Genomic DNA, 26547 nt, shown 5'->3' on the forward strand with positions numbered 1-26547 from the left:
GAGGGTGCGCCTCAAGCATCTGACAACGCCCCCAATGACAAACGCCTCGCCACGCCCCTTCAAAGGTGAGGCTTCGACTGCTTCGCCCGTACCCTCACCCCGACCCCTCTTCGGCGGGAGAACAACTGTGCCTGCGCTGATGCGAACGCGAACGCTGCCAGCCGATGGTCTGGCTGCTGGTTCTGCCCCCGGTGCGCATCGCGACCGCTTCTGCACGCCGGCTCGGCCTACACTGCGCGCACATCCCCGGGAGCAAGCGCATGCACAAGCAATGGTCGTGGAGCGGTGTGGGTCTGGTCGGCGTCCTGGCGTCGCTGGCGTTTCCGGCAATGGCCGCGATGCAGGCCAAGCCACTGGAATGGAAGGTCGGCAAGGACACCTACAGCGGCGTGCTGGTCTACGACGATGCCGGCGATGCCAGGCGCCCGGGCTTGGTGATGGTGCCCAACTGGCGCGGCGTCAACGACTCTGCCGTGCAGAAGGCCAAGCAGCTGGCCGGCAACGATTACGTGGTGCTGGTGGCGGACGTGTACGGCAAGGGCAAGCGCCCGGCCAATGACAGCGAGGCGGGGCAGTTCGCCGGTGCCCTGAAGAAGGATCCGCCGACGTTGCGCGCTCGCGCGCTGAAAGCGGTGGACGTGCTCAAGGCGCAAGCCGGCAAGACGCCGCTGGACGCGACGCGGATCGGTGCGGTGGGCTTCTGCTTTGGCGGCACCACGGTGCTGGAACTGGTGCGCGGCGGCGCGCAGCTGGCCGGTGTGGTCAGCCTGCATGGCGGCATCGCCACGCCCAGCCCGGCGTCAGCCGGCTCGGCAAGGACACCGGTGCTGGTGCTCAACGGCGCCGACGACAAGAGCGTGAGCAAGGCCGACATCGCCGCGTTCGAAACCGAAATGAATGCCGCTGGCGCGGATTGGCAATTCGTCAACTTCAGCGGCGCGGTGCACTGCTTCGCCGAAGCCGATGCCAATAGCCCGCCCGGTTGCGTGTACAACCCGCGTGCCGCCAAGCGTGCCTATCGCATGTTGGGTGACTTTTTCGACGAGCGCTTTGGTTTGTAGCCGGGATTGGTGATTTGGGATTCGGGATTTGCAAAAGCGTGGTCCCGTCCTCCGGATCCTTCGTGAGGTGTGCTCATGGATTTGCACTGGCCTTATCGCCGGGCGATCGAATGCCGGGATTCGTAAAGGCGCGACCGAGCCGCCGTTGCGAATCCCCAATCCCGAATCCCAAATCCCGTCCGGCGCGCACAGCGCGCCGGATCAATGCGTCCGTTCCACCGCGTAACGCGCCAGGCCGCGCAGTGCGGCTACCGCCGGGCTGTCGGGAAGGGTTGCCAGCGCCTGCTCGGCGGCAGCGGCGTATTCGGCGGCGCGCTGGCGGCTGTAGTCCAGCCCGCCGGTCGCGTGGATGGCGGCCAGCACTTCCGGCATCGCCGCCGCATCGCCCTGTTCGACGATGGCGCGCAGGCGCTGTCGGGTGGCCTCGTCCGAGTGCGCCATGGCGTGGATCAACGGCAAGGTGGCCTTGCCTTCGGCCAGGTCGTCGCCCAGGTTCTTGCCCAGGTCTTCGGCCTCTGCAGCGTAGTCGAGCACGTCGTCGGCGATCTGGAAGGCGAAGCCCAGCTGCATGCCGTAGTCGTACAGCTGCTGCTGCACCTGCGCATCCGCACCCGAGGCCAGCGCGCCCAGGCGGGTGCCGGCGGCGAACAGTACCGCCGTCTTGCGTTCGATGACGCGCAGGTAGGCGGCTTCGTCGGTGTCGGGGTTGTGCACGTGCAACAGCTGCAGCACTTCGCCTTCGGCGATGCGGTTGGTGGTATCGGCCAGGATCTGCATGACTTCCATGCGGTCGAGCTCGACCATCAGCTGGAAGCTGCGCGAGTACAGGAAATCGCCGACCAGCACGCTGGGCGCATTGCCCCACAGCGCGTTGGCGGTGCTGCGCCCGCGGCGCAGGTCCGACTCGTCCACCACGTCGTCGTGCAGCAGGGTCGAGGTGTGGATGAATTCGATGATGGCCGCCAGCTGGTGGTGCTCCGGGCCGGAGCCGCCAGCCGCGTGGCCGGCCAGCATCACCAGCATCGGCCGCAGGCGTTTGCCGCCGGCGGAGATGATGTGATCGGCGATCTGGTTGATCAGCACGACGTCCGACGCCAAGCGACGGCGGATCAGCGCATCCACCGCGGCCATGTCGGGCGCGGCGAGGGACTGGATCTGGGGCAGGCCCAGGACGGTGGGGAGGTCTTCGGCGATGGTCATGCGCAGGCGTTCGTGATGTGCATCGATTATAGGTGCCCGGGCCGGATCCGTCCCGCCGCGTGTGCCGTGGCCGCCGGGGCAGGGTGAAAACCGTTGCGGGGCCTCACATGCGGGGCCGCCAGCCGATGCCGATTCCCACCCGCCGGCGCGGGATTTCCCGGCCCGGAGGCGGGCCGTGCGGGGGCGCCCGGGCCGGGCAGGTGCGGTAACATTGGCCCCAAGACATTCACCGCCGCGCCTCTTCGGCGCTGGCGCACCATCGGAAGCATTTATGGCCCGCGGCATCAACAAAGTCATCCTCGTCGGCAACCTCGGCAACGATCCCGACACCAAGTACACCCAGGCCGGCATGGCGATCACCCGCGTGAGCCTGGCCACCACCAGCGTGCGCAAGGACCGCGACGGCAACAACCAGGAGCGCACCGAGTGGCACCGTGTGGTGTTCTTCGGCAAGTTGGGCGAAATCGCCGGCGAATACCTGCGCAAGGGCTCGCAGGTCTACGTCGAAGGCGAGCTGCGCTACGACAAGTACACCGGCCAGGATGGGGTGGAGAAGTACAGCACCGACATCGTTGCCAACGAAATGCAGATGCTCGGCGGCCGTGGTGAAGGCGGCAGTGGCGGCATGGGCGGCGACCGTCCGCAGCGCTCGCAGGCTCCGCGCCAGCAGCAAGGTGGTGGCGGTCAGGGCGGCGGCGGATACGGCGGCGGTGGCCAGGACTATGCCCCGCGTCGTCAGCAGCCGGCCCAGCAGCAGTCGGCTCCGCCGATGGACGATTTTGCCGACGACGATATTCCGTTCTAATTTTTAGTAGTTCTTCGATGCAGATAAACCCCAGTAGCCCTGCGCTGACTGGGGTTTCTTGTTTGCGTGTGGATTCTTGCCCCGTCCAAACCTGGGACCAATTGTCTGCCGGTAGCGGTTGTAGCCATGGGGCCGGGATTTCAGGTCCGGATCGTCGTATTCGCCTCTTGCGAGCGCTTTACCGGTGTTGCTGGATGAGTGTGGATGTCTGCTTTCGCCCCACCTTGCGTGCACTTACTCAGGTTCGCGGTAAAAATCTTTCAACTCATACGATCAGCAACGTGCTGCGTGCGATCGTGCCTCTCGAAGTTACGACCATGCGCCCAGGCCACCATTCAACATTGGGGGGAGGGTGGCTCAGACTTTCTCCTAGGGCCAGATGCACCAAGGGCTTGCTGAGCGCTATCGAAGAAAACCCCACGTGTGGGGGCTTTCTTCCCGACTGGTGCAGCTACTTGCTTTCAAGGAACTCAGTGACTTCGCCTGCAAAGCGGATCGGGTTCTTCAGATGCAGGAAATGATCGCCGTGTTCGTCCCTGCCGTAGATGATTGCCCGACCGTCCGGCACCACCTTGGCGATCCAGCGCTGGCTCTGCACCCAGTCGCTATGCTCGCCCGACACCACCAGAGTTGGGCGATCGATCTTGTGCTGGATGACATCGCGCCAATCGTTGAGGATGTGATCGAAGAGCACCCGGCGTAACGCAACACGATCCTGGGGAACCATCGCCTCCATGAATCCGTGCGAGTTCTCGAATGCCGGTGCTCCGTCGCTGTTGTAGAAGTCGAACAGATCGGTATCGACAATGAGGCGGCTGGCCGGCGTCTCGCCGTAGTACATGGCGATCATGCGCTCAGCCGAGGTAGAGAACGCACCAGCCTGCACGCGTTGCTCTTCAGTCCAGTCGCTGTGCGAATAGATCGACGGTGCTTCATCGATGAAGATCAGCTTCCTTATGCGGTCCGAGCCGAAGTCATCCAGGTAACCCCAGATCACGGCGCAGCCCATCGACCAGCCACACAGATGCGCGCTGGAAATGCACTGGGACATCAAGAAGTCATTCAGATCGGCTGCGAAGCGGGAAATCCGGTTGCCAAACTCGACCTTGTCCGACAGCCCGTGATTGCGCTGGTCGAGCACATAAACCTTAAAGCTGCGGCTGAGCAGATGAATGATGTTGATGTAGTCGGCACCGCCGGCGGACCAGCCAGGCAGGAAGACCAGGGGGATGCCTTCGCCAGCGGTCCAATATGACAGCTTTACGCCGTCGCTCGTGTGGAACTGGCCAATCTCCAGGCCTTCCACTTCCGAGAGCTTTGTCGGCAGGCCGCAAACCTGGTTTGGGAAGCTGTAATCGCGGCCAAAGTAGTCCAATGCGGATGTGTTCATGTTCGTTCTCCGAATAAATGTCGTCGATCAGCGCCTGTCATCGCGAGCTTGGTGATAGGATGGCCTCCCACAGATCGGGGCGCTAGACGAATTTTTTGGAGTTTCAATCTCATTTATGAGATCTATTAAGCTGGATTTTAACTCTCTGCGGATATTCGTGGCCTCGGCTCAGAAGGGCAGCTTCACCTTGGCAGCGAAGAGCCTGGGTATCCCCTTGCCGACCGTCAGCCGCAGGATGCTTGAACTGGAAAAGGATCTGCAGACTCAACTCTTCGAGAGATCGACGAGGGGATGCTCCGTTACCGAGGCCGGGACCAGGTTGCTGGCTCAGGTGTCTCCCGGAATCGAGATGTTGAGCGAATTCGAGAGCACTTCACTGCTGGAGAGCCCGACGCTCAGTGGGCGCCTGCGTCTATCGCTGCCACAATCGTTCAAGCCGGTCTGGCAACTACTGGGTAGATTCCAGCGCGAGAACCCGAACATCAGGGTGTCGGTCCACTCGACTGAGCGGCGTGTGGACCTGGTGGCCGACGGCATCGACGTTGCATTGCGCGTGGGCGCGATATCAGACGACACCATCGTCGCGCGGCATGTCGCCGATTTCCGTCATGTTCTGGTGGCCAACCCAGAGATGGCCCAACGACTGACACACGTCAAGCAGCCTCAGGACATCGGAGCGGTTCCTTGCGCGACGTGGGGCTCGGGGATCGACGATCGGCCGATCTGGCGCCTGGGAGGCATGGCCGTCGCTGTAGAGCCAAGCCTGATGGTTAACGACTACCTTCAGTTGCTGGACAGAGTGCTGGCCGGCGATGTACTCACTGAGCTTCCGTCGTTCTTGGCGGCTGAGCATCTGCGCAATGGCAGGCTGGTAGAGATGCTGCCGAATCATCCTTTCTCCCCGTCGCCGATCCATCTTGTCTACCGAAGGCTTCGACATCCGCGCAATACGGTTCGGACCTATGTGGACTTCTGTGCGGATCACCTACCTGAATACATCGCTGCTCAGTAGCCAGTGTCAGACTCGCTCTCGATTTCGAGAAGGCAAGTCTCACTATTCGCAGTTCTCACTCTGACTCATAGGCAAGAGCATTAGGTCCTTGAAACAGGCCTTTGGCGGCAATCCGGCCGCGGGCCGCGATGAAGGAGGCCATGCATGAATCAACGGCACACTATTCTAGGCAGGGCGGCACTGGGGCTGCTGCTGGGCGCAGTTGCAGTTGTGGCAAGCGCAAGTGAGAGCCCGCAACAGGCCCGGCAAAGTCTTGTCGATCACAATGCAGAATTCAGAAAGAGGGTCGAAGAGCCCGCTCCGGGCATCTTCGTTGCCATTGGCTACTCTGCCAGCAATGTGACGCTTGTGCAGACCCGCAACGGATCAATCATCGTGGATACCGGCGCCAATCCTGTCGACGCCAGGGCGATCGTCGAAGCGTTCGGTGACAGGCTGACGCGACCGGTGCAGGCGATCATATATACCCACGCCCATCCTGACCACACCGGCGGCGCGAAGATCTTCGCGGGTACCGATCATCCTGACATCTACGCACATCGCTCGATGCTGGAAGCAGGTCCGGTTATTGGGCGAGGGATGCGCGAGGGCGGTGACGCCTTCGGCACGAGGCTTCCAGATAGCGAGTTCATCAATGCCGGAACCCAGCTCGAGTACGGTCGGATTACGGCTCCAACCAGTGAGGGCTATCTGCCTCCCACGCGTGCTATCGATGGCCAGCAGCAGAATGTTGAGATCGGCGGAATACAGATACAGGCGGTCCATACGCCGGGCGAGGCGGACGAGAACCTGTCGCTGTGGTTACCTGCCAGCCGCACATTGATTGCCGGAGACGTCATTCTGAAGACGTTTCCCAACATCGCCCCTCTGAGAGGCTTGCCTACCAGACCGGTTGCCGCTTGGGTGAAGAGTCTCGATAGGCTTATCGCACTTTCTCCGGCGCATCTGGTGCCAGGGCACATGGGCACCGTGGATGGTACCGACAAGGTCACCGACGTGCTGACTGCCTATCGGGATGGCATCAAGTCCGTCTACGATCAGACGATTGCAGGTCTCAGCTCCGGCGCGACGCCCGACGAGCTGGTAGAGCGGATTCGACTCCCTGCGCACCTGGCCGGGCATCCCTATCTCCAGGAAGTGTACGGAACGGTTCCGTGGGCAGTGCGAGGAATCTACGCACAGCACGCTGGATGGTTCGATGGGCAGCCAGTGAACATTTTTCCTCTCCCCCCGGCCCAGCATGCATCGCGGCTTCAGGCACTGGCAGGCGGTACGGACGCGCTGATGAAAGCCGGCCAGGCGGCCCTTGATGAGGGGGACTACCAGTGGGCGCTGGAACTGGCCACTAATGTCCTGGTTCTCACTCCCCAAAACCGCCAGGCCTTGCAGATCAAGATCAGTGCATTGCGCGAGCTGGGTCTGCGCCAGAGCAACGCCACTGCGCGGAACTACTACCTCACTGTCGCTCAGGCGCTACAGCGGCAGCGCGATGAAGTGCGTTGAACCTTCGCGTGTCAACCTTCCCTGGACCTCTTGCGCAGCGGCGACAGCCCTGACCCCACGTTGGAGCAATGCGCAAGAGCGACCCTCCGGCGCTCGACATGCAAGCGGCAGTTACGCGAAGCCGCTGGTGATGGTCATCGACCGGCCACGCTGACCGTCATCCAGACAATCATTGCCATCGCCTCATCGAGGAGGGCCGGTTGCACCGTTAGCGCGCCATGCATCGCGGCCATGTCCACGGATGCCTCCTCCTGCTGTGCATCAGGTAGCCGCCCTTACGCGTCGCCCGATCTTCCATCACCCGATACAGCGGGTGCGTGGCCAGCGGGATAAGTTTCGTGCACTGCGTCTTGCAAAAACGCGATTGCCTACTCTATGGTGCAATCGATTGAATGGCCGCGAATTTTCAGCATTTGAGACTGGTCGGGAGGCCGGAGAACGGATGTCTATCAGATCGAGCGGGCCGGCACCGGCCACGGGGTTCACGAGGCGAGACGCGCTGCGCGTTGCTGTTGCCGGGAGCCTGGGCCTTGGCGCTGCGAGCGCGCTGCCGGCGTTCGCCGCTGTCGCGCCGCGCGAAGGCAAGCTGAAGCATTCGGTAGCGCGCTGGACGTTTCCGCAGCAGTCGGTTGCCGAGCTGTGCCAGACGGTCAAGCGCATCGGGTTCGCTGCCATCGATCTGGTCGGCCCGGCGGATTGGCCCACGCTCAAGGCCAATGGTGTGTACAGCTCGATGTGCAACGGCGCGGAGATGGGCCTGGACAAGGGCTTTGCCGGTCGCCAGTTCCACGACCAGCTGGTCGAGCGCTACACGCGGCACATCGATCTGGTGGCCGATGCCGGCTATCGCAACCTCATCTGTTTTTCCGGCAATCGCAATGGCACCGATCCCCAGGACGGCATGGCCCACGCCGAAGCCGGACTCAAGCGCATCCTCGGACATGCCGAAAAGCGCGGCGTGGTACTGGTAATGGAACTGCTGAATTCCAAGGTCGATCATCCCGACTACCTGTGCGACCACTCGGCCTGGGGCGTCGAGCTGTGTCGGCGGATCGGTTCGGAGCATTTCGGCCTGCTGTACGACATCTACCACATGCAGATCATGGAGGGCGACATCATCGCCACCATCGGCAAGCATCACGCGTGCTTCAAGCATTACCACACCGCGGGCGTGCCTGGACGGCACGAGATCGGAGACGCCCAGGAACTCCACTATCCCGCGATCTGTCGCGCGATCCGCGATACCGGTTTCGATGGCTACCTGGCGCAGGAATTCATTCCTACCGCGCCCGATCCCGTCGGCTCGCTGCGCGAGGCGATCCGCCTCTGCGACGTCTGAAACCAGATCCACCCAGGTGAAGTAGAACCCATGGCAGACAATCACTACGACGCGATCGTCGTCGGCTCAGGAATCAGTGGCGGTTGGGCGGCGAAGGAGCTGACCGAGAAAGGCCTCAAGGTGCTGATGCTCGAACGCGGACGCAACATCGAGCACGTCAAGGACTATGTCAACGCAATGAAGGAAGTGTGGGATTTCCCTCACTACAACCGGCCAACCCAGGCGATGAAGGCCGACTATCCGGTGTTGAAGCGCGACTACGGCCTGGTCGAGAACCTGCAGGGCATGTGGGCCAACGAAACGGAATCGCCCTATACCGAGATCAAGCGATTCGACTGGTACCGCGGCTATCACGTGGGGGGGCGTTCGCTGCTGTGGGGACGACAGAGCTATCGCCTGTCGGACCTGGATTTCCAGGCGAATCTCAAGGACGGCATCGCCACCGATTGGCCGATCCGCTACGCCGACATCGCGCCCTGGTACGACTACGTGGAGAAATTCGCCGGCATCGCCGGCACGCGCGAGGGCCTGGACGTCTTGCCCGATGGCCAGTTCCTGCCGCCGATCCCGTTGAACATCGTCGAGAAGGACGTGGCCGCGCGGATCAGGAAGGCCTTCGGTGGAACGCGGCACCTGATCCACTCGCGCACTGCGAACATCACCCAGCCCATGGTCGAGCAGGGCCGCGTCAACTGCCAGTATCGCAACAAGTGCATCCTGGGCTGTCCCTTCGGCGCCTACTTCTCGACCCAGTCGGCGACGCTGCCGGCGGCGATGAAGACCGGCAACCTGACCTTGCGGCCGTTCTCCATCGTCAAGGAGGTGCTCTACGACAAGGACCGCAAGCGTGCGCGCGGCGTGGAGATCATCGATGCCGAGAGCGGGCAGACCTATGAGTACACGGCCAAGGTCGTCTTCCTCAACGCGTCCTCCTTCAACTCCACCTGGCTGCTGATGAATTCGGCCACCGATGTCTGGGAAGGCGGGCTGGGGTCTTCGTCCGGCGAGCTTGGGCACAACGTGATGGATCATCATTTCGGCGCCGGCGCCTCCGGCCGGGTCGAGGGCTACGAGGACAAGTATTACTTCGGCCGTCGTCCGTGCGGCTTCTACATTCCGCGTTTCCGCAACGTGGCGCAGGACAAGCGCAGCTATCTGCGCGGATTCGGCTACCAGGGCGGCGCCAGCCGCACCGGCTGGTCGCGCGAGATCGCCGAGTTGAACATCGGCGCCGACCTGAAGGATGCGCTGACCCAGCCGGGCGATTGGCGCATCGGCATGACCGGATTCGGCGAAATGCTGCCTCATCACGACAATACGATTCGCCTGGATCCGCAGCGCAAGGACAAATGGGGCTTGCCGGTACTGGCGATGGATGTGTCGCTGCGAGCGAACGAAAAGGCCATGCGCAAGGACATGGCGGCCGATGCCGCCGAGATGTTCGAGGCCGCCGGCGTCAAGGATGTGCAGATGCACGACGACGACTACGCCCCGGGCAAGGGCATCCATGAGATGGGCACCGCGCGCATGGGCCGCAACCGCAAGAATTCCGTACTGAACCAGCACAACCAGGTCTGGGACGCGCCGAACGTCTACGTGACCGACGGCGCCTGCATGACCTCCAGCGCCTGCGTGAATCCCTCGCTGACCTACATGGCGCTGACGGCGCGGGCCGCCGACCATGCCGTGCGCGAGCTGAAAGCGGGGAACCTGTGATGGACCGCCGCGAACTGTTGAAGATGATCGTCGCCGCCACGGGCGCGGCCATGGTCGGCCTGCCTGCGCTCGCCCATGCACAGGCACCTGCCGCGGGGGCGAAGACGCTCTTCTCCGCCGCCGATGTCGCCACGCTGGACGAGATCGCAGACACCATCCTGCCGCGGACCGCAACGCCGGGGGCCAAGGACGCCAGCGTTGGCCCGTTCATGGCGCGATTCGTCACCGACTGCTACACCGCCCGGCAGCAGGCGACGTTCCGCGCCGGCCTGCGCGAGATCGACAAGCGCGCCGGCGGCCGATTCGTGTCGCTGACGCCGCAGGCGCGCACCGAGCTGCTGCGCGGCCTGGATGCAGAGGCCAGGAAACAGCTCGTCGAAACGACCGAGATCGGCACCGCCGAAAGTGCGGCAGCGATGCCGCATTACTTCACGATGATCAAGCAGCTGACCCTCTTCAGCTTTTTCACCTCGAAAGTCGCCGCGACCGACGTGCTGCGCTACGTCGCCGTGCCGGGACGCTACGACGGCGACATGGCCTATGTTCCCGGCACGCCCGCCTGGGCGACGAACTGATGGACCGCAGCGACTCGCCCATGCATCCAGTCCCCGGGACCAAGATGACCAGACCCTTCCTGACCGCGGCCTGCCTGTTGGCCGCAGCGCCTGCGTTCGCGCAGACCAGCGGCGATGCGTCGCGCGACCCGGCCACGACCGAGGCGTGGACGCCCGTGCCCGCGATCGTGGCCACGCCTGCGGGCCGCGCGCCCTCCGATGCGATCGTGTTGTTCGACGGCAAGGACCTCTCCGCCTGGGAGTCGGAGCAGGGCGGGCCGGTGCCCTGGCGCGTGGCCGACGGCGCGCTGACCGTGGTCCCTGGGAGCAAGGGCATCCGCACCAAACAGCGCTTCTGCGATATCCAACTGCATGTGGAGTGGCGTACGCCCACCGCGACCCGCGGGTTCGAGGGCCAGCAGCGCGGCAACAGTGGCATCTTCCTGCAGGAGGTGTATGAGCTGCAGGTGCTCGACAGCGACAACAACCCGACCTATGCCAATGGCCAGGCCGGCGCGATCTACAAGCAGGCGATTCCGCTGGTGAACGCTGCGCGTGCGCCGGGGCAATGGCAGGCCTACGACATCATCTGGAAGGCGCCGCGCTTCTCGAAGGGGGGAGGGCTCATCGCTGCTGCGCGCATGACCGTCCTCCACAACGGCGTTCTGGTGCAGGACGACACCGTGCTGTCGGGCAAGACCGAATATATCGGCGCGCCGTCGTATTCGCCACATGGATGCGCGCCGATCCTGCTGCAGGAGCACGATTCCAGGGTCAGCTACCGCAACATCTGGGTGCGCGCGCTGTAGCGCCGGCGCAACTGTGCCGCCGGCATCTTGGGGCGTGCATCAATCCCCGGGCAGATCTCGCCGCTCTTGCGCATGCATGCAGGCAAGAAACGCACGCATGTGTGGCGGATGCGATTGGGGTGATGGCGTGGCGCCAGGCGCGCAAGAGCTGACCTGCGGTTTGGGACTGTCAGGCGGCAGCCAGCCGGTGTCGCGCGGCGTGGCCTGACTGGCAATCCGACAAACCCAACGCAAGTTGCTCGGGCATCGATGGCACGCCCTATTGCGCCAGGAAGCTGGCGATATCGTCGAGCTGCTGTTGCGACAGCTGCGGAAAGGGCGGCATCAACCCGCCGCCCTTGCCGATCTTCTCCTTGATCTGCGCGGGCTGCAGTCGCTTGCCCACGTCGGTGAGCGCGGGGAACGTGGGCGGCATGCCCGCGCGATTGGCGCCGTGGCAGGCCGTGCAGTGTTGCGCGTAGAGCGCCGCGCCGGCCGCCGGGTCGTCCTTGGACCACGCCGTGGTCGCAAGCGTCGCCCCAAGCAGCGCCACGGCCAGTGTCAGGATGATCTTCAAGCGGGGCTCCTTGGCGCGTTAGCGCTGCGCGCTGGCGGACGGGCTGACGGGCAGGTGTTCGCGCAGGTAGTCGGCACCGATGCGGACCACCTTGGCCGGATCGCGTGGCTGGTCGTGCTCGATGATGTACCAGCGCACGCCGACACCCGCCGCGGCCGGCAGGATCGCGTTCCAGTCCAGCACGCCCTGGCCCAGGGCGGCGAAGCCACCCTCGTCCTTGGCCTGGCCTTTCGGGGCATTGTCCTTGGCATGCACCGCGAACATGCGGCCCTTGAACTTGCCCAGCATCGTCGCCGGGTCGTAGCCTGCGCGCGCAACCCAGGCCAGGTCCAACTCGGTCTTGAGATCGGGGCCGGCCGCTGCGAACAGCAGCTCCAGCCCGGTCTTGCCGTCGAAGTCGACCAGTTCGAAGTCGTGGTTGTGGTAGGCCAGCTGCATGCCCTTGGCCCGCGTGCGCTTCGCGATGCGGCCCAGTTCCTGGCCCAGGGCGGTCCAGCCCGCGGCATCGGTTGGCCGATCCTTCTGGTCCAGGTACGGCACCACCAGGGTCGTGTTGCCGATCGAGCGGTTGAACGCCACCACGCCGTCCAGGTCCTTGCGCAGCTCGGCCAGTTGCACGTGCGAGGAGATCGCCTTGATCGCATACCTGTCCAGCAGCTGCTTGAGTTCGGCCGCGCTGACGTTCTGGGTGCCGACCGTTTCCACCGCGCCCACGCCGGCATCGTGGACGATCTTCAGCTGTTGATCGAGCGAGCCGGCGTTGCGCAGCGTGTACATCTGCACCGCGATGGGTTTGTGCGGAGCGGCGGCGTCGCGAGCGAAGGCGGGCAGGGCAACGAGCAGCAAGAGGGCGAGGGTGGTGGTGGTCCTGCGAGTGGGTGCATGCATCAGGAAGTCCTCCGGGGATTCAATCGATGGGTGTCCAGCCGCGCGTTCTGGCCGAGGTGATGACGCGATCGACGATCAGCGCCGAGCGCAGCCCGTCTTCGAAGGTGGGCAGACCTTCCGGCCGCGCGCGGTCGATGGCGCGATAGGTGTCGGCGACGAATGCCTCGAAGCAATCGCCATAGCCCTGCGCATGTCCGGCCGGCAACGTCGACAGCCGGCGTTGTTCGTCGCTGCCGGCACCGGGGCCGCGCACGAAGATTTCCTCGCGCTGGTCGGGCCGGCCGATCCACAGCCGTTCGGCGTCCTCCTGGTCGAACGCCACGCTGGCCCTGGCGCCGTCGATCTCGAACCAGAGGCGATTGCGGCGCCCGGCCGAGACCTGGCTCACCGTCAACGAGGCCAGCGTGCCGGCGCCGGTCCTGAACATCGCCGCGGCCACGTCCTCGCTCGACACCGCCTGGGTTGCGCCGCCCGCCGCCGGCGTGCTGAAGCTCTGCCCGGTGACGGCGCCGCGTTCGGCGATCACGGTCGCGAACGCTGCACTGACCTCGACGAAACGTTCGCCGCCGACCCATTCCACCAGGTCGCACCAGTGCGAGCCAATGTCGGCGAACACGCGCGATGCGCCGCCCAGGGCCGGGTCCACGCGCCAGTTGTTGCTGGCGGGGTCCAGCAGCCAGTCCTGCAGATAGCTGCCGTGGATCAGGCGCAGCGGCCCCAGTTCGCCCTGCGCGATACGTGCGCGCGCCTCGCGCACCACCGGGTGGTAGCGGTAGACGAAGGGGACCGTGGCCACCAGCCCGGTGGAGGCGGCCAGTGCCGCCAGTGCCTGGGCGTCTTGCAAGGTCGTGGCCAGGGGTTTTTCGCAGATCACGTGCTTGCCGGCGTCCAGCGCCGCCTGCGCCATGGCGCGGTGCAGATGGTTGGGCGTGCACACGTGCACGACCTGTACCTGCGGATCGGCGACCACCTCTTCGATGTCGCGATAGGCGCGCGGCGCATCCCAGGCCTGCGCCACCTCGTGGGCGCGTTGCGGGGACGAGGCGGCGACGCCGCGGATCTGCGCACCGGCCAGCAGCGCCGCGCGACGATGCACGGCGCCGATCATGCCCGTGCCGACAATGGCGATTCCAAGCTTGCTCATCGAACCGGGCCTCAATGCGTGGAAGAAGCGGCGGCGACGGCCGGCCGCTCGCGGAACAGCAACAGGAAGGCGACCAGCACCACCAGCGCCACGCCTGCCGGGAACAGCCAGATCTGCTGCCAGTCCGGACCGGCCGCGGTGGTGTAGTGCTCGACGACCGCGCCGGACAGGAACGTGCCGATCAGCATGCCCACGCCGTAGGTGGCCAGGGTGATGAACCCCTGCGCGCTGCTGCGCGCGGCGGGGCCGGCATGCGCATCGGTGTAGATCTGGCCGGTGACGAAGAAGAAGTCGTAGCAGATGCCATGCAGCACGATGCCGATCACCAGCAGGGAGAAACCGCCGCCCGCATCGCCAAAGGCGAACATCACGTAGCGCAGCACCCATGCCGCCATCCCCAGCGCCAGCATCGTCTTGACCCCCAGCCGCACGAACAGCAACGGCATGGCCAGCATCAGCAGCACTTCGGACACCTGGCCCAGCGATTGCAGGCCGGCTGCGCCGCGCACGCCCAGAGCGTTGAGATACGGGTTGGTGAAGTTGTAGTAGAACGCCAGCGGGATGCAGATGGCGATGGATGCAAGGAAGAACACCAGATAGGAGCGCGACTTCAGCAGCCGCAGCGAGTCCAGTCCCAGCACCTGCCCCAGCCCGGCATCGCGCTGCCGCGCCAGCGGCGGTGTGTGCGGCAGGGTGAAGGCATACAGGCCCAGCGCCAGCGATGCCATCGCCGCCATCCGAAACGTCAGTTCGAGCCGGTGCGCCTGTTCCCAGCCCAGCCAGCCGATCAGCACGCCTGCCACGATCCAGCCGACGCTGCCGGCCACCCGCACAGGCGGGAACTGCTTTTCAGGCGATGGCATGTGCCGCATCGCCACGCTGTTGGCCAGCGCCAGCGTCGGCATGAACAGCAGCATGTACACCATGACGCAGGCGGAGAACATGCCGAAGCTCGTCGCCGTGGACGCCAGCCACAGGAGCACCGCGCCGGCGATGTGCAGCACCGCAAGGATGCGCTGCGCCGCGAAGTAGCGATCCGCCACCAGGCCCACCAGGAATGGCGCCAGGATGGCGCCGATGGACTGGCTGAGGAAGGCGGTCGCCACCTGGCTCGCGCTGGCCTGCAGGGGCCCCTGCACCAGGTAGGTGCCCAGGGTCACGAACCACGCCCCCCAGATGAAGAACTGCAGAAACATCATCGCGCCCAGGCGCGACATGGTGTGCGTCATGGCTTGCCCTCCCGGGGCGGTAGTGGCTCAGATCCCCAGCACGCGGCGCAGCGATGCCGGGTCGGCGCCACTGTCGGCGAAGTCGTCGAAGGCGCGTTCGGTCACACGGATGATGTGGTCGCGGATGAACGCGGCACCTTCGCGTGCGCCGTCTTCCGGATGCTTCAGGCAGCACTCCCACTCCAGCACCGCCCAGCCCGGAAAATCGTACTGCGCGAACTTGGAGAAGATCGCCTTGAAGTCGATCTGGCCGTCGCCCAGCGAACGGAACCGCCCCGGACGATCGATCCAGTCCTGATAGCCGCCATAGACGCCGCTGCGCGCACTGGGGAGATATTCCGCGTCCTTGACGTGGAAGATGCCGATGCGCGCGTGGTACCGGTCGATGAAGCCCAGATAGTCCATCTGCTGCAGCAGCAGGTGGCTGGGGTCGTACAGGATCTTCGCGCGCGGGTGGTGGTCCACGACATCGAGGAAGCGCTCGAAGGTCGCGCCGTCGTGCAGGTCCTCGCCCGGGTGGATCTCGAAGCACAGGTCCACGCCGCAGGCGTCGAAGGCATCCAGGATCGGGCGCCAGCGGCGGCCGAGTTCGGCGAACGCGGCATCCACCAGCCCGGGCGGGCGTTGCGGCCAGGGGTAGAAATACGGCCAGGCCAGCGCGCCGGAGAACGTGGCATGCGCGGTCAGGCCCAGGCGCTGGCTGGCCTTGGCGGCCAGCAGCAACTGCTCCACCGCCCAGGCCTGGCGGGCGGACGGATCACCGCGCTTGTCCGCCGGTGCGAATCCATCGAACAGGTGGTCGTAGGCGGGGTGGACGGCCACCAGCTGCCCCTGCAGATGGGTGGACAGCTCGGTGATCTGCAGGCCATGTGCGGCCAGCATGCCGGCGATGTCGTCGCAGTAGGCCTGGCTCTGTGCGGCCTGGGCCAGGTCGAACAGGTGGGGCGCGCTGGTGGGAACTTGCACACCGCGGTAACCCAGGCCCGCGGCCCAACCGGCCAGTGTGTCCAAGCGATCGAAGGGAGGTGTGTCGCCAATGAACTGCGCGAGGAACAGCGCTGGACCTTTGAGCGTCTTCAACGTGATTCGCCCTGATTCAATCGATTGAATTATCCTAGCATGGACTTCCCGCAAGACCTGTTGTGCACTGCACAGCGGAAACAAGAACCAAGCCATGGCAACCACCATCTACGACATCGCAAAACACGTTGGCGTCACCGCCGGCACCGTGTCGCGGGCGCTTTCCCGGCCGGACAAAGTCCTGCCGGCCACGCGTGCGCGCATCGAGCAGGCTGCCGCGGCGCTGGGCTATGTCCCCAATACGGTGGCCAGGACGCTCAAGACCCACCGCAGCGGCAAGCTGCTGGTCACCGTTCCGGATATCGCCAATCCCTTCTTCGCCCAGATCCTGCAGGGCGCGGAGGACGCCGCGCAGGCTGCCGGCTACGCGGTGCTGCTCGGCGATACCCAGCACCAGGCCGATCGCGAGGAGCGTTACGCGCAGATGCTCCGGCGCAACGAGGCCGATGGCCTGATCGTGCTGGGGCATCGCCTCCCGCCCACGGCGCGTCACATCGTCAAGCAGCTGGGCGCCGCCGCGCCGGTGGTCAACGGCTGCGAATTCGACCCGGCGCTGGGCATTCCCAGCGTCCATATCGACAACGCGGCCGCCGCGCGCGCGGTGATGGAACACCTGTACGGATTGGGGCACGAGCGGATCGCCGTGGTGGGCGGCCCAGCCGACAATCCGCTGCACCGGCAACGACTGGAAGGGGTGCGGGCTGCCGGCAAGGCGCGCGGCCGTGTGCGCAAGCTGACCCTCGTGCCGGGCGATTTCTCCGTGGAATCCGGCCATGCGGCCGCGATGGCGCTGTTGGCCCGTGCGCCTGCGCCGACGGCGATCTTCTGCTTCAGCGATCAGATGGCGCTGGGCGCCCTGGCGGCCTGCCGGGACCTGGGCATCCGCGTGCCGGATGCGCTGTCCATCGTCGGCTTCGACGATCTGGCGTCGTCCAGCTACCTCACCCCTCCATTGACGACCGTCAGGCAACCCATGCGAGAGATCGGTGTCCGTGCGGTCAATCTGCTGCTTGCCATCATCGAACGAGTGGATGTGCCGCTTCAGCAGACGCTGGATTTCAGCTTGATGTTGCGGGGTTCCACTGCTGCGCCGCAGGGCAGGTGATGCAGGGGCGGGGCGAATGGCCTCCGGACTCTGGCTGACCAGGATGAGGGACCTCACCCGCACGAGGCGCAGGCCGCAACCCAGGATGGCGGTCGGTCCGCGATACCGATCGCCGTGACCGAGAAACAAACAAGGATCGATATGCCGGATTATTACTCGCTCGTGCTCGGTCACGGACGTCCGGTCGAGGCCGGCGACCGGCGGGCGCGCTGGCTGTCGGCTGGGAGCGGCGACCAAACCGTGGCGAGCAGGCCTCGGGTGGGCAAGAACAGCGCGCTCGGAACCTGGGTCTGCATGCCGATCGCGAGCGCCGGCCACGGCGCCAGGCGGTAAGCGCAGTCATCGTGGCGGCTCCAGGCCGACACGAGAACTTCGTGTGATGCGGGCGCGGCGTGTGTATCGCGCTGGACTCGTCTCCGCAGCTCACCGAAGCGCCTGCGCGGTACACGCGTAGGCCCTCACGCACCGCTGCATTCGATCATCCAGCGGGCAGGCTGGCGCGCTCCGGTGAGCCGGTGATGGCTCCCGATGGGAGCCTCAATCGCGCTCGCCGCGCAGCACCGCCTGCAGAAAGGCAATCACCTGCGTCTGCCGCTGCATCCGGCTCAGTTGTGCGGCGGTCCAACCGCCCAGTTCTTGGATGGGGTCGTGGTGGAACCAGTGGGCCGCTTCGTGCGATGGCACGAGCAGGCCGGCTAGTCGAAGGATGGCGGCGTCCAGGCCGGGCGCCGGTGCTGGGTGCGAGGGCAGAGGGATGGGCATGCAGGGTCTCCGTGGCGGCAACCGTGCCACATCGATGTCGGCGTCATGTCGCAGGCCTACGCTGGCGCTGCCGGTGCAACGCCGACATTTGGCCGACATCGCTGCGGCACGCTGCCGCCGCACCGCTGCTGCAGGCGCCGATCGTATCGTTCGCTGCGCCGGCGGGGCTCTCCTCCTCTCGAAGGCATGCCCATGATCCGTTTCCACCTTGCGCTCGCTGCGCTGTTCGCACTGCCCGCCACCGCCATCGCCCAGACCACTCCGCAAACCGACCCAGCGTTGTCCGAGCAGGGGCCCTATCGCTGGGGTATCGGGTTCGGCGCAGTGGCCCTGGACAGCCCGTTCGCGGGCGAAGGCACGCGCATCAATCCGATCCCGCTGGTGCTGTTCGAAGGCCAGCGTTTCTTCTTCCGCGGCATCAGCGGCGGTGCCCATCTAGTGAACGGCGACAGCTTCGGCCTGGATGCCATCGTGGCGCTACGCCTGGATGGCGTGGATGCGAAGGATCTTGGCGCAGCAGAGCTTGCTCGCAACGGGATCGACCGGGCGTTGCTAGAAGACCGCGATCACGGCGTGGACGTCGGGCTGGCCGGCGTCTGGCGGGTTGGCGCTGGCGAGCTGGAGCTCACCGCAAAGGGCGATGTCACCGGCACCAGCGATGGGTACGAGCTGACCGCACGCTACGGCTACGCCATCGATATCGGGCGCGGCCAGCTGACGCCGAGCATCAGTGTCAGTCATCTGTCCAAGGATCTGGCCAACTACTACTACGGCACGCGCGATGCCGAAGTCGCACGCGGGGTGGTGGACTACGCACCCGGTTCGGCCACGGTGACGTCGGTGGGCCTGACCTATCTGCGCCCGATCGGCCAGCGCTGGCAGTTGCTGACGCGCCTGCAGTACAGCGTGCTGCCCGGTGCACTGAGCGACAGTCCCTTGCTGGAACCGGATCGCGACGGTGTCGGCTCGGTCCTGGTCGGCGTTTCGTGGGGCTTCTGATGGCCGGGCGCATCCGGCGCATGCAGTGCCGTGTCACCCGGGACGCGTCGCCATGATCGGGGCCGCTCTGGTCTGCGTCCCGGCCCGATGGATTGCGGCGATGGAACACATCTGCCGATTTCGCTGGCAGGCGCGCGATGCCGCCGGCTGTCCATGCCGCTCCAATGGACGATCGATCCGGGCCTGTTGCAGACGAGGCCCGCAGTGGTTGCCCGTGGTGGCCGCACTGCACTGGCTGCTGCATGGCCGAGTGCAGGCGCTTGCTGACAAGATCGCGGCGGTCGGGCCTGCATGCGCTGGCCGATGTGCTGGACCGCGTGCTGCGTATGATGTTCCCCTTCCCGAGAGTTGCCATGTCGATAACGCACCCGGTCGCGACCACGCAGGTTCTGCAAGTCCTCATCATCGAAGACAACCGGGCGCTGGCGGCCAATATCTTCGATTATCTGGAAGCCTGCGGGCACCTTCCCGATGCGGCGCCGGATGGGCAATCCGGACTGAATCTGGCGATCGGCAATCGCTACGACGCGATCATCCTGGACTGGATGCTGCCGCGCATGGATGGCATGAGCGTGTTGCGCAAGTTGCGCGAAGAACATGCCTGCCGCACGCCCATCATCATGCTCACCGCCAAGGATCAACTGGAAGGCAAGCTGCTGGGTTTCGAGAACGGGGCCGACGACTATCTGGTCAAGCCAGTTGCGCTGCCGGAACTGGAAATCCGACTGCGCGTGATGGTGAGCCGTGCCCGCGCCAGCGCAGCGGCCGGCAATGTGTTGCAGGTGCACGACCTGCGTTACGACCTGGACCGCCTGGCGATAGCGCGCGGAACACGCAGCGTGGTGCTGTCGGGCACCTTGCGCGGAGTGCTTGAACTGTTGATGCGCGAATCGCCACGGGTGGTAAGGCGCGACCGGCTGGAGCGGCTGATCTGGGGCGATGCCTTACCCGAGGGCGATCTGCTGCGCTCGCATATGCACGTGCTGCGGCGCGCGCTGGATCACGAGGGCGAGCAGAAATTGCTGCACACCGTGACCGGCACCGGCTATCGCCTGGGCGGGGCCGCCGAATGAGCCGCGGCACCCGCCTGCGCAGTCTGCAATGGCTGATCAGCGCCAGCTTGCTGCTGTCGTGCGTCGTGCTGGCATTGGGAATGTCGGTCCAGGGCTTTTTGAGTCAGGAGTTGATCGAAGACCCGATCTGGCGGCAATTGCTGACGGTAAGCACGCAGAACCTCACTCGCCTGCCACCGGAAGACCTGCCGCAGGCGGTCCCGCGCAGCGGCCCGGTCAAGGGCTGGCTGCTGCAGCCGGGCGCGCCGCTGCCCGCGGACATGCCCGCGTTCTTCGCCGATCTGGCGCCTGGTTATTACGGCGAAGGGCAGCTGGACACACAGGGCGACCCGTCCCTGCTGGCGAAACTGCTGTCCATCGTGCGGCCGCACTGGGGGCCCTTCGCCTCCGACGCGGACAGTGTCCGTCACGACCGCACTTACTCGGCATTGGTGACCGCCGTGCCGCAGGGGCGGCTGGTCATGAGCATCGAACTGACCGCGCTGGAGGACAAACAGAATGGCGGCGTGCAGCTCAGCGTGCTGTTCTTCATCTGCAACCTGGCGATGATCGGCTTGGTGATCTGGTGGCTGTTTCTGGGTTTTGCGCGCCCGGTGCAGGATCTGGCCAGACGCATGCGCCTGCTGGATCCGCTGCAACCGGCGCAGCGGCTGCCCACCGATTACCGCAAGAGCGAGCTCAACACCATCGCGCGCGAGGCCAATGCGCATCTGGAGCGTGTGGAGCGCGCGATCGAACGCGAGCGCAGCCTGCTGGATCAGGCCAGCCACGAGTTCCGCACGCCGCTGGCGGTGATTTCCGGTGCGGCCGATGTGCTGCACAAGCAGCAACTGCCGGAGCGCGCGCAAGGGCCGCTGCACCGCATCGACGAGGCGGTGGACAACCTCACCCGCATCATGGAAGCGCTGCTCTACCTGTCGCGCGAACCGACGCCTGCCGAGCGTCGGCAGGTAACCATCCTGCACGGGCTGCTGCCGGAGCTGGTGCAGGACCATCTGTATCTGGTGTCTGCCAAACCGGTGGAGTACTGCATCAGCGCGCTGCAGCCGCTCACGTTGCACGCGCCCGAATCGATGGTGCGCATCGCGGTCGGCAACCTGCTGCGCAACGCGGCAGATCACACCTATGTGGGCCAGATCGAGGTGAGTCTGCACGGCCATCGCCTGAGCATTCGCGATTCCGGCGATGGCTTCGATACCGCGCTGGCGGCGCAACGCTATACGGCTTCGTTGAAGCAGTCGGTCAAGCAGGGCGGTGGTGCGGGGCTGGGCCTGTTCCTCACCCGTCGGATCTGCGAACGCTTCGGGTGGCGGCTGCATCTGGAGTCCTCCACTACCCAAGGCACGCTGGCCATCATCGATTTTCAGCCGTAGATGGTGTGCGACACGCACCTCCATCGCACTCGATGCCTACGCACCGATCGGCAGGAGTGCCGGCGCGCGCGCCAGCGGGCACCGGGCCTGCTGGCGACTCACGCAGAGGTCCGATCGCGCCCGCCCTGCTTGGCGCGATACAGCGCCGAGTCGGCGTCGTGCACGATGGCGTCCGGGGTGCGGGGAGCTTCACCCGGTTCGAAGGTGGCAGCACCCACGCTGACGGTGACGTGCGCGCTGGTCGGGCTGGTCAGATGCATCAAGCCGAGCTCGGCCACGGCGCTGCGGACCGCGTTGGCCAAGCGCAGCGCACCGGCGGCGTCGGTATGCGGCAGGATCATGGCGAATTCTTCGCCACCGTAGCGCGCGGCGACATCTTCGCTGCGGCGCGAGCAGGCGGCGATGGCACCGGCAATCAGGCGCAGGCAGGCATCGCCGTTCACATGCCCGTAGGTGTCGTTGTAGAGCTTGAAATGATCGACATCGATCATCAGGACCGCTAGCGGCGCCTGTTGGCGCACGGCGTCCTGCAGGGCCTGCGAGAGCCGGTGGTCGAATGCGCGACGGTTGGCGATGCCGGTGAGCGCGTCCACCCAGGCCTCGGAGCTGAGCCGGTCCTCGTTGCGATGCATGCGACGCAGCTGCAGGTCCAGCCAGATGCCGACGCCGAGCAGCAGCATGCAGCCGAGCGCGGCGATCACGATGCGCTGGCGGGCTGCTTGCCGCCAGCTTGCCAGTGCATCGTCCACCGAAACGCCGGTCAACACGGTCAGCGGATACGGACGCGCCGGCGCGAAGCTGGAGATGCGCTCCACGCGATCGATCGGCGAGCGATAGGTGACGGTGCCGTGCTTGCGTGCGCGCATGGCCACGTAGAGGGAGGTGCCGGCGATCGAAGAACCCACCACGCCCTGGCGATTGGGCCGGCGTACCAGCACGATGCCCTCGTCATTGATCATGCCGATGGTGCCATGCGGCCCCACGTCGAAGGTGCTGTAGTAGTGCTGGAAATACTTCAGCTGCAGCGTGACCAGCACCACGCCGGCGAATTCGCCATCGGCTGTGTTGAGCCGGCGGCTGAGCGTCATTACCCAGCTGCCGTCGGAGCGGCTGCGCACCGGTGGGCCGACCAGCGACAGCGCATCGCGGTGGTCGCGGTGACATCTGAAATAGGCGCGGTCGGCGTTGTTATGCGTTCGTGGCGTGCTGTCCAGCGACGAGCTCACCCAGCTGCCGTCGGCGGCATAGATGAAGATGCCATGCAGTCGGTCCGAGCGACGTGCCTCGCGCATCAGGAATTCATGCATCGCCGCGCCTGCGCGGGCGGAGCCCTGGTCGTGCTCGACACGCGCCACCAGCCCCGACAGCACGGCATCGGCGATCGACAAGGTGTCGCTGGCATGCTGCGCCAGCGAATTGGCCAGATTCGACGACTGTCTTTCCGCGCTGCGCAATGCGCTCGCACGCTCTTCGCGGATGGACCAGTATTCGGACCCGAGCAACAGCATCCACGACACGACCAGCACGAAACACAACGCGATGCGCTGTGCACATTGCCGCCGCCGCTTTGTGCTCGAACTCACTGTGGCTCCCTGTCTGTCCAGCAGGGTGATGCAACCGGTGTGCCAGCCTACCCGCGCGTCTTGCGGCAATTGCGTGCAGGCGCCGGCGCAGCATGCGGATCTGTGATTTGCGACTCACCACGATGCAACAGTTCGGTTGGGCACCGCTCAGAAGAAACCTGCGAACCCCGCCACGCCCCGCGGCGCAGCACACACTCGCCGCGTCGATGCAAGCCAGCTCGACTGCATCCGCGTCACGGCATGCATGTTATCCAGGCATCAGGTCACACATCAGGAGCCCGCAATGCGCGCCATCCGTCTATCGCATCCCGCTGGCCTGAATGCCTTGCATTCGGTCGACTTGCCAGATCCAGGTCAGCCTGGCCGTGGCCAGATCCGCGTGCGCCTGCAGGCCAGTTCGCTCAATTTCCACGACCTGGGCATCGTGCTCGGGCAGATGCCGACAGCCGACGGGCGCATTCCCATGTCCGACGGTGCCGGTGTGGTGGAAGCGGTGGGGCCGGAGGTGGACGAGTTCGCGGTGGGCGATCATGTGGTGTCCACTTTCTATCCGCAGTGGCTGGACGGCGAGCCACTGCAGGCCGGCTTTGCGACCACGCCAGGCGATGGGGTCGATGGATATGCGCGATCTGCAGTCGTAACGGCCGCGACTGCGTTCACGCATGCGCCAGCCGGTTACAGTCATGCGCAGGCCGCCACCCTGACCACCGCCGGCGTCACCGCCTGGCGTGCGCTGGTCGTCAATGGCGGGCTGAAGGCGGGCGACACGGTGCTGGTGCTGGGCACCGGCGGCGTGTCGATCTTTGCGTTGCAGTTCGCCAAGGCCATGGGCGCCAGCGTGATCGCCACCTCCTCGTCCGATGAGAAGCTGGAAAAGGCGCGTGCGCTCGGCGCCGACCATGTCATCAACTATCGGCAGCATGCCGAGTGGTCCGCGCAGGTGCTGGAGATCACCGACGGCCGAGGCGTGGACCATGTGGTGGAAGTCGGCGGGCCGGGAACGCTCGCCCAATCGATCCGCGCCGCGCGCGTGGGCGGGCATATCGCCCTGATCGGCGTACTGACCGGCGCTGCCGGCCCGGTGCCGACCGCCGAAATGATGGGCCGCCAGCAGCGTCTGCAGGGGCTGGTCGTCGGCAGCCGGCGGCACCAGCAGGACTTGGTACGCGCATTGAACGGCCTGCCGCTGCGCCCGGTGATCGACCGCGCGTACCCGCTGGAGGCCATCGCCGATGCATTCGCTCTGCAGAAGGCCGGCGGCCACTTGGGCAAGATCGTGCTGGAGTTCTAGGAGCGGCTGACAGAACGTGGCAAGCGGCCGTCAGGTGGGCGCGGAGGAATCGGAGTCTACGAGTGGATACATGAGGATTCCGGGTAGCGGCCGCATCCGCCTGACGACTGCGCAGCCGTTCTGTCAGCTGCTCCGAGGCACGCGCTGGCGTCGCGCCGGCACACGATGCGCGGCACATGTGCACTGGTACCGCGCTGCCACACTGATGTGTTCCAGGTCCCGGTTCGCAGGTGACTGCGCACGTACCGCATGCAGCATCGCATCGACATGGAGGTACAACGACACAGCCGCACACTCCAATGATGAGCACGTTTCATAACCGCATGCAGACCTCAACTTCAATGCTGGTGCAGGCGATCCCTAGAATCGGGTGACCCCAGGCTCGATCGCGCATGGCTGCACTCACGCGCCTGTGACCGGTGGCCCTGCACATTGATAAAGAACTGTACAAGCCAGCATTGTTGGAGATGCCAGCCATGAGAGACATCAAGATGACCCGTCGCGAGGTATTGATCGCTGGCACGGCGTCCGCAGCCAGCGTTGCCGCAACCCAATCGATGGCTGCCACCGCTGCCAATGCGGTGGCGCAACGGCAGGCGGTGGAGCCGGCCAATACGTCCAGCCAGGTTGCGTTCGAGGTCAACGGCAAGCCGGTGACGCTGACCCTGGATAACCGCACCACCTTGCTGGATGCGCTGCGCGAACATCTGCAACTCACCGGCACCAAGAAGGGCTGCGATCACGGGCAATGCGGTGCCTGCACGGTGATCGTCGACGGGCAGCGCATGAATTCCTGTCTGTCGCTGGCGGTGATGCACCAGGGCGCCAAGGTCACCACCATCGAGGGTCTGGGTACGCCGGAAAAGTTGCATCCGATGCAGGCCGCCTTCGTCAAGCACGACGGGTATCAATGCGGCTACTGCACGCCCGGCCAGATCTGCTCGGCAGTGGCTGTGCTGGATGAGGTCAAGCGCGGCATTCCCAGTCACGTGACAGAAGACCTCACCGCCCGGACAAAACTCACCACCTCGGAGCTGCAGGAGCGCATGAGCGGCAATATCTGCCGTTGCGGTGCGTATTCCAATATCGTCGAAGCGATCAACGATGTGGCAGGAGAACGCGCATGAAGGCTTTCAGCTATGAGCGCGCCACATCGCCCGCCGATGCTGCGGCCAAGGCCGCGCGTCAACCCGGAGCCAAGTTCATTGCCGGCGGCACCAACCTGCTGGACCTGATGAAGCTGCAGATCGAGACCCCATCGCATCTGATCGATGTCAATGGCTTAAGCCTGGACACCATCGAGGCGACGGCGGAAGGCGGATTGCGCATCGGTGCATTGGTGCGCAATACCAATCTGGCCGCCGATGCGCGCATTCGCCGCGACTATGCGGTGTTATCGCGCGCGCTGCTGGCAGGTGCGTCGGGCCAATTGCGCAACCGTGCAACAACCGCAGGCAACCTTTTGCAGCGTACGCGCTGCCCGTATTTCTACGACACCAACCAGCCCTGCAACAAGCGCCTGCCCGGCAGTGGTTGCGCGGCGATCGGCGGCTTCAATCGGCAGTTGGCGGTGATCGGTACCAGCGAGTCGTGCATCGCCACCCATCCCAGCGACATGGCAATCGCCATGCGCGTGCTGGATGCCGTGGTGGACACCGTGCGTCCGGATGGGCAGACCCGCGCGGTGCCGCTGGCGGAGTTCTATCGCGCGCCGGGCAGCACGCCGCACCTGGAGACGGTACTGGAGCGGGGCGAGTTGATCACCTCGGTGACACTGCCCAAACCGCTGGGCGGAACGCACGTCTATCGCAAGGTGCGCGATCGCGCGTCCTACGCGTTTGCCCTGGTATCGGTGGCTGCCGTCGTGCAGCGCGACGGCACTGCACGGGTCGGCGTCGGTGGCGTAGCGCACAAGCCGTGGCGCAGCGAGGCTGCCGAAGCGCAGTCGCGCCAGGGTGCCCGCGCCATCGCTTCGGTCCTGCTGGACGGCGCACAGCCCACCGAACACAACGCGTTCAAGCTGCCACTGGTCGAACGCACCTTGACTGCGATCCTGGCCGACGCGAGGACCTGAT

At 65.4% G+C, this 26547-nt stretch carries 25 protein-coding genes and 1 other RNA gene; 16 read left to right on the plus strand and 10 right to left on the minus strand.

What is annotated here, in order from left to right:
* Positions 1–260 precede the first annotated feature (260 nt).
* Positions 261–1061 carry a dienelactone hydrolase family protein gene (locus ACCQ05_RS07205; RefSeq protein WP_372393362.1) on the plus strand — a complete coding sequence of 267 codons (801 nt, stop codon included), beginning with the start codon at positions 261–263 and terminating at the stop codon, positions 1059–1061.
* Positions 1062–1262: 201 nt separating this feature from the next.
* Here ACCQ05_RS07205 and ACCQ05_RS07210 read toward each other — a convergent pair whose 3' ends face one another.
* A complete protein-coding gene (locus tag ACCQ05_RS07210) occupies positions 1263–2261 on the minus strand; it encodes a polyprenyl synthetase family protein (RefSeq protein WP_228962856.1) in 999 nt (332 codons plus the stop codon).
* A gap of 271 nt (positions 2262–2532) precedes the next feature.
* Here ACCQ05_RS07210 and ACCQ05_RS07215 point away from each other — a divergent pair, with 271 nt between their 5' ends.
* Positions 2533–3066 carry a single-stranded DNA-binding protein gene (locus ACCQ05_RS07215; protein ID WP_228962857.1) on the plus strand — a complete coding sequence of 178 codons (534 nt, stop codon included), beginning with the start codon at positions 2533–2535 and terminating at the stop codon, positions 3064–3066.
* Between the two features lie 451 nt (positions 3067–3517).
* On the opposite strand, the gene ACCQ05_RS07220 is transcribed toward ACCQ05_RS07215, so the two are convergent.
* Positions 3518–4456 carry an alpha/beta fold hydrolase gene (locus tag ACCQ05_RS07220; protein ID WP_228962858.1) on the minus strand — a complete coding sequence of 313 codons (939 nt, stop codon included), beginning with the start codon at positions 4454–4456 and terminating at the stop codon, positions 3518–3520.
* Between the two features lie 115 nt (positions 4457–4571).
* Here ACCQ05_RS07220 and ACCQ05_RS07225 point away from each other — a divergent pair, with 115 nt between their 5' ends.
* The 6 genes from ACCQ05_RS07225 to ACCQ05_RS07250 all read left to right on the plus strand — a co-directional run bounded on the left by ACCQ05_RS07225 (position 4572) and on the right by ACCQ05_RS07250 (position 11389).
* A complete protein-coding gene (locus ACCQ05_RS07225) occupies positions 4572–5468 on the plus strand; it encodes a LysR family transcriptional regulator (protein ID WP_372393363.1) in 897 nt (298 codons plus the stop codon).
* Between the two features lie 144 nt (positions 5469–5612).
* The gene (locus ACCQ05_RS07230; protein WP_372393364.1) at positions 5613–6971 is read left to right on the plus strand and encodes an alkyl sulfatase dimerization domain-containing protein; all 1359 of its coding nucleotides are present in this window, start codon (positions 5613–5615) and stop codon (positions 6969–6971) included.
* Positions 6972–7413: 442 nt separating this feature from the next.
* The gene (locus ACCQ05_RS07235) at positions 7414–8310 is read left to right on the plus strand and encodes a hydroxypyruvate isomerase family protein (RefSeq protein WP_372393980.1); all 897 of its coding nucleotides are present in this window, start codon (positions 7414–7416) and stop codon (positions 8308–8310) included.
* Between the two features lie 30 nt (positions 8311–8340).
* The gene (locus ACCQ05_RS07240; protein ID WP_228962861.1) at positions 8341–10026 is read left to right on the plus strand and encodes a GMC oxidoreductase; all 1686 of its coding nucleotides are present in this window, start codon (positions 8341–8343) and stop codon (positions 10024–10026) included.
* Entirely contained in the window at positions 10026–10601 is a 576-nt protein-coding gene (locus tag ACCQ05_RS07245) for a gluconate 2-dehydrogenase subunit 3 family protein (protein ID WP_228962862.1), read from the plus strand. Before ACCQ05_RS07240 ends, ACCQ05_RS07245 begins: the two co-directional genes overlap by 1 nt.
* A gap of 44 nt (positions 10602–10645) precedes the next feature.
* A complete protein-coding gene (locus ACCQ05_RS07250) occupies positions 10646–11389 on the plus strand; it encodes a 3-keto-disaccharide hydrolase (protein ID WP_372393365.1) in 744 nt (247 codons plus the stop codon).
* Positions 11390–11648: 259 nt separating this feature from the next.
* On the opposite strand, the gene ACCQ05_RS07255 is transcribed toward ACCQ05_RS07250, so the two are convergent.
* From ACCQ05_RS07255 to ACCQ05_RS07275, 5 genes are read right to left on the minus strand one after another with little or no spacing between them, the layout of a single operon-like run.
* Positions 11649–11945 (minus strand): c-type cytochrome, encoded by a 297-nt coding sequence (locus tag ACCQ05_RS07255; protein ID WP_208622771.1) that lies wholly within the window; start codon positions 11943–11945, stop codon positions 11649–11651.
* An 18-nt stretch (positions 11946–11963) separates the two neighbouring features.
* Entirely contained in the window at positions 11964–12833 is an 870-nt protein-coding gene (locus tag ACCQ05_RS07260) for a sugar phosphate isomerase/epimerase family protein (RefSeq protein WP_372393366.1), read from the minus strand.
* Between the two features lie 19 nt (positions 12834–12852).
* Positions 12853–13977, minus strand: coding sequence for a Gfo/Idh/MocA family protein (locus ACCQ05_RS07265; protein ID WP_372393367.1), 1125 nt, complete (start codon positions 13975–13977; stop codon positions 12853–12855).
* An 11-nt stretch (positions 13978–13988) separates the two neighbouring features.
* Positions 13989–15206: a nucleoside permease gene (locus ACCQ05_RS07270; RefSeq protein WP_228962866.1), complete on the minus strand. Its 1218-nt coding sequence runs from the start codon at positions 15204–15206 to the stop codon at positions 13989–13991.
* Positions 15207–15233: 27 nt separating this feature from the next.
* The gene (locus tag ACCQ05_RS07275; protein WP_372393368.1) at positions 15234–16286 is read right to left on the minus strand and encodes a sugar phosphate isomerase/epimerase family protein; all 1053 of its coding nucleotides are present in this window, start codon (positions 16284–16286) and stop codon (positions 15234–15236) included.
* 94 nt (positions 16287–16380) lie between these two features.
* Between ACCQ05_RS07275 and ACCQ05_RS07280 the strand changes: the two genes are divergently transcribed.
* Complete coding sequence (locus ACCQ05_RS07280) at positions 16381–17391, plus strand: LacI family DNA-binding transcriptional regulator (RefSeq protein ID WP_228962868.1); 1011 nt, start codon at positions 16381–16383, stop codon at positions 17389–17391.
* Between the two features lie 114 nt (positions 17392–17505).
* On the plus strand, positions 17506–17724 hold the full coding sequence (locus tag ACCQ05_RS07285) for a hypothetical protein (protein ID WP_228962869.1): 219 nt from the start codon (positions 17506–17508) through the stop codon (positions 17722–17724).
* Positions 17725–17928: 204 nt separating this feature from the next.
* Here the strand turns inward: ACCQ05_RS07285 and ACCQ05_RS07290 are convergent, their stop codons facing one another.
* Complete coding sequence (locus ACCQ05_RS07290) at positions 17929–18153, minus strand: hypothetical protein (RefSeq protein WP_372393369.1); 225 nt, start codon at positions 18151–18153, stop codon at positions 17929–17931.
* 192 nt (positions 18154–18345) lie between these two features.
* Here ACCQ05_RS07290 and ACCQ05_RS07295 point away from each other — a divergent pair, with 192 nt between their 5' ends.
* The 3 genes from ACCQ05_RS07295 to ACCQ05_RS07305 all read left to right on the plus strand — a co-directional run bounded on the left by ACCQ05_RS07295 (position 18346) and on the right by ACCQ05_RS07305 (position 21598).
* Complete coding sequence (locus ACCQ05_RS07295) at positions 18346–19152, plus strand: MipA/OmpV family protein (protein WP_372393370.1); 807 nt, start codon at positions 18346–18348, stop codon at positions 19150–19152.
* Between the two features lie 389 nt (positions 19153–19541).
* Positions 19542–20225, plus strand: coding sequence for a response regulator transcription factor (locus tag ACCQ05_RS07300; protein ID WP_372393982.1), 684 nt, complete (start codon positions 19542–19544; stop codon positions 20223–20225).
* Entirely contained in the window at positions 20222–21598 is a 1377-nt protein-coding gene (locus ACCQ05_RS07305; RefSeq protein ID WP_372393371.1) for a sensor histidine kinase, read from the plus strand. Before ACCQ05_RS07300 ends, ACCQ05_RS07305 begins: the two co-directional genes overlap by 4 nt.
* Positions 21599–21696: 98 nt before the next feature.
* On the opposite strand, the gene ACCQ05_RS07310 is transcribed toward ACCQ05_RS07305, so the two are convergent.
* Positions 21697–23106, minus strand: a complete 1410-nt coding sequence (locus ACCQ05_RS07310) for a GGDEF domain-containing protein (RefSeq protein WP_372393984.1) — start codon at positions 23104–23106, stop codon at positions 21697–21699.
* 358 nt (positions 23107–23464) lie between these two features.
* Between ACCQ05_RS07310 and ACCQ05_RS07315 the strand changes: the two genes are divergently transcribed.
* Positions 23465–24472 (plus strand): zinc-dependent alcohol dehydrogenase family protein, encoded by a 1008-nt coding sequence (locus tag ACCQ05_RS07315; RefSeq protein WP_372393372.1) that lies wholly within the window; start codon positions 23465–23467, stop codon positions 24470–24472.
* Positions 24473–24476: 4 nt separating this feature from the next.
* On the opposite strand, the gene ACCQ05_RS07320 is transcribed toward ACCQ05_RS07315, so the two are convergent.
* Positions 24477–24540, minus strand: a non-coding RNA gene (locus ACCQ05_RS07320) — sX9 sRNA.
* Positions 24541–24948: 408 nt separating this feature from the next.
* On the opposite strand from ACCQ05_RS07320, the gene paoA reads away from it, so the two are divergent.
* Entirely contained in the window at positions 24949–25599 is a 651-nt protein-coding gene (paoA, locus tag ACCQ05_RS07325) for an aldehyde dehydrogenase iron-sulfur subunit PaoA (RefSeq protein WP_228962781.1), read from the plus strand.
* Positions 25596–26546: an FAD binding domain-containing protein gene (locus ACCQ05_RS07330; RefSeq protein WP_228962780.1), complete on the plus strand. Its 951-nt coding sequence runs from the start codon at positions 25596–25598 to the stop codon at positions 26544–26546. The genes paoA and ACCQ05_RS07330 overlap by 4 nt, the downstream gene beginning before the upstream one ends.
* The last annotated feature ends 1 nt before the right edge of the window (position 26547 follow it).

The sequence above is a fragment of the Xanthomonas sp. NCPPB 3582 genome (assembly GCF_041475735.2).
Classification (GTDB): domain Bacteria; phylum Pseudomonadota; class Gammaproteobacteria; order Xanthomonadales; family Xanthomonadaceae; genus Xanthomonas; species Xanthomonas codiaei.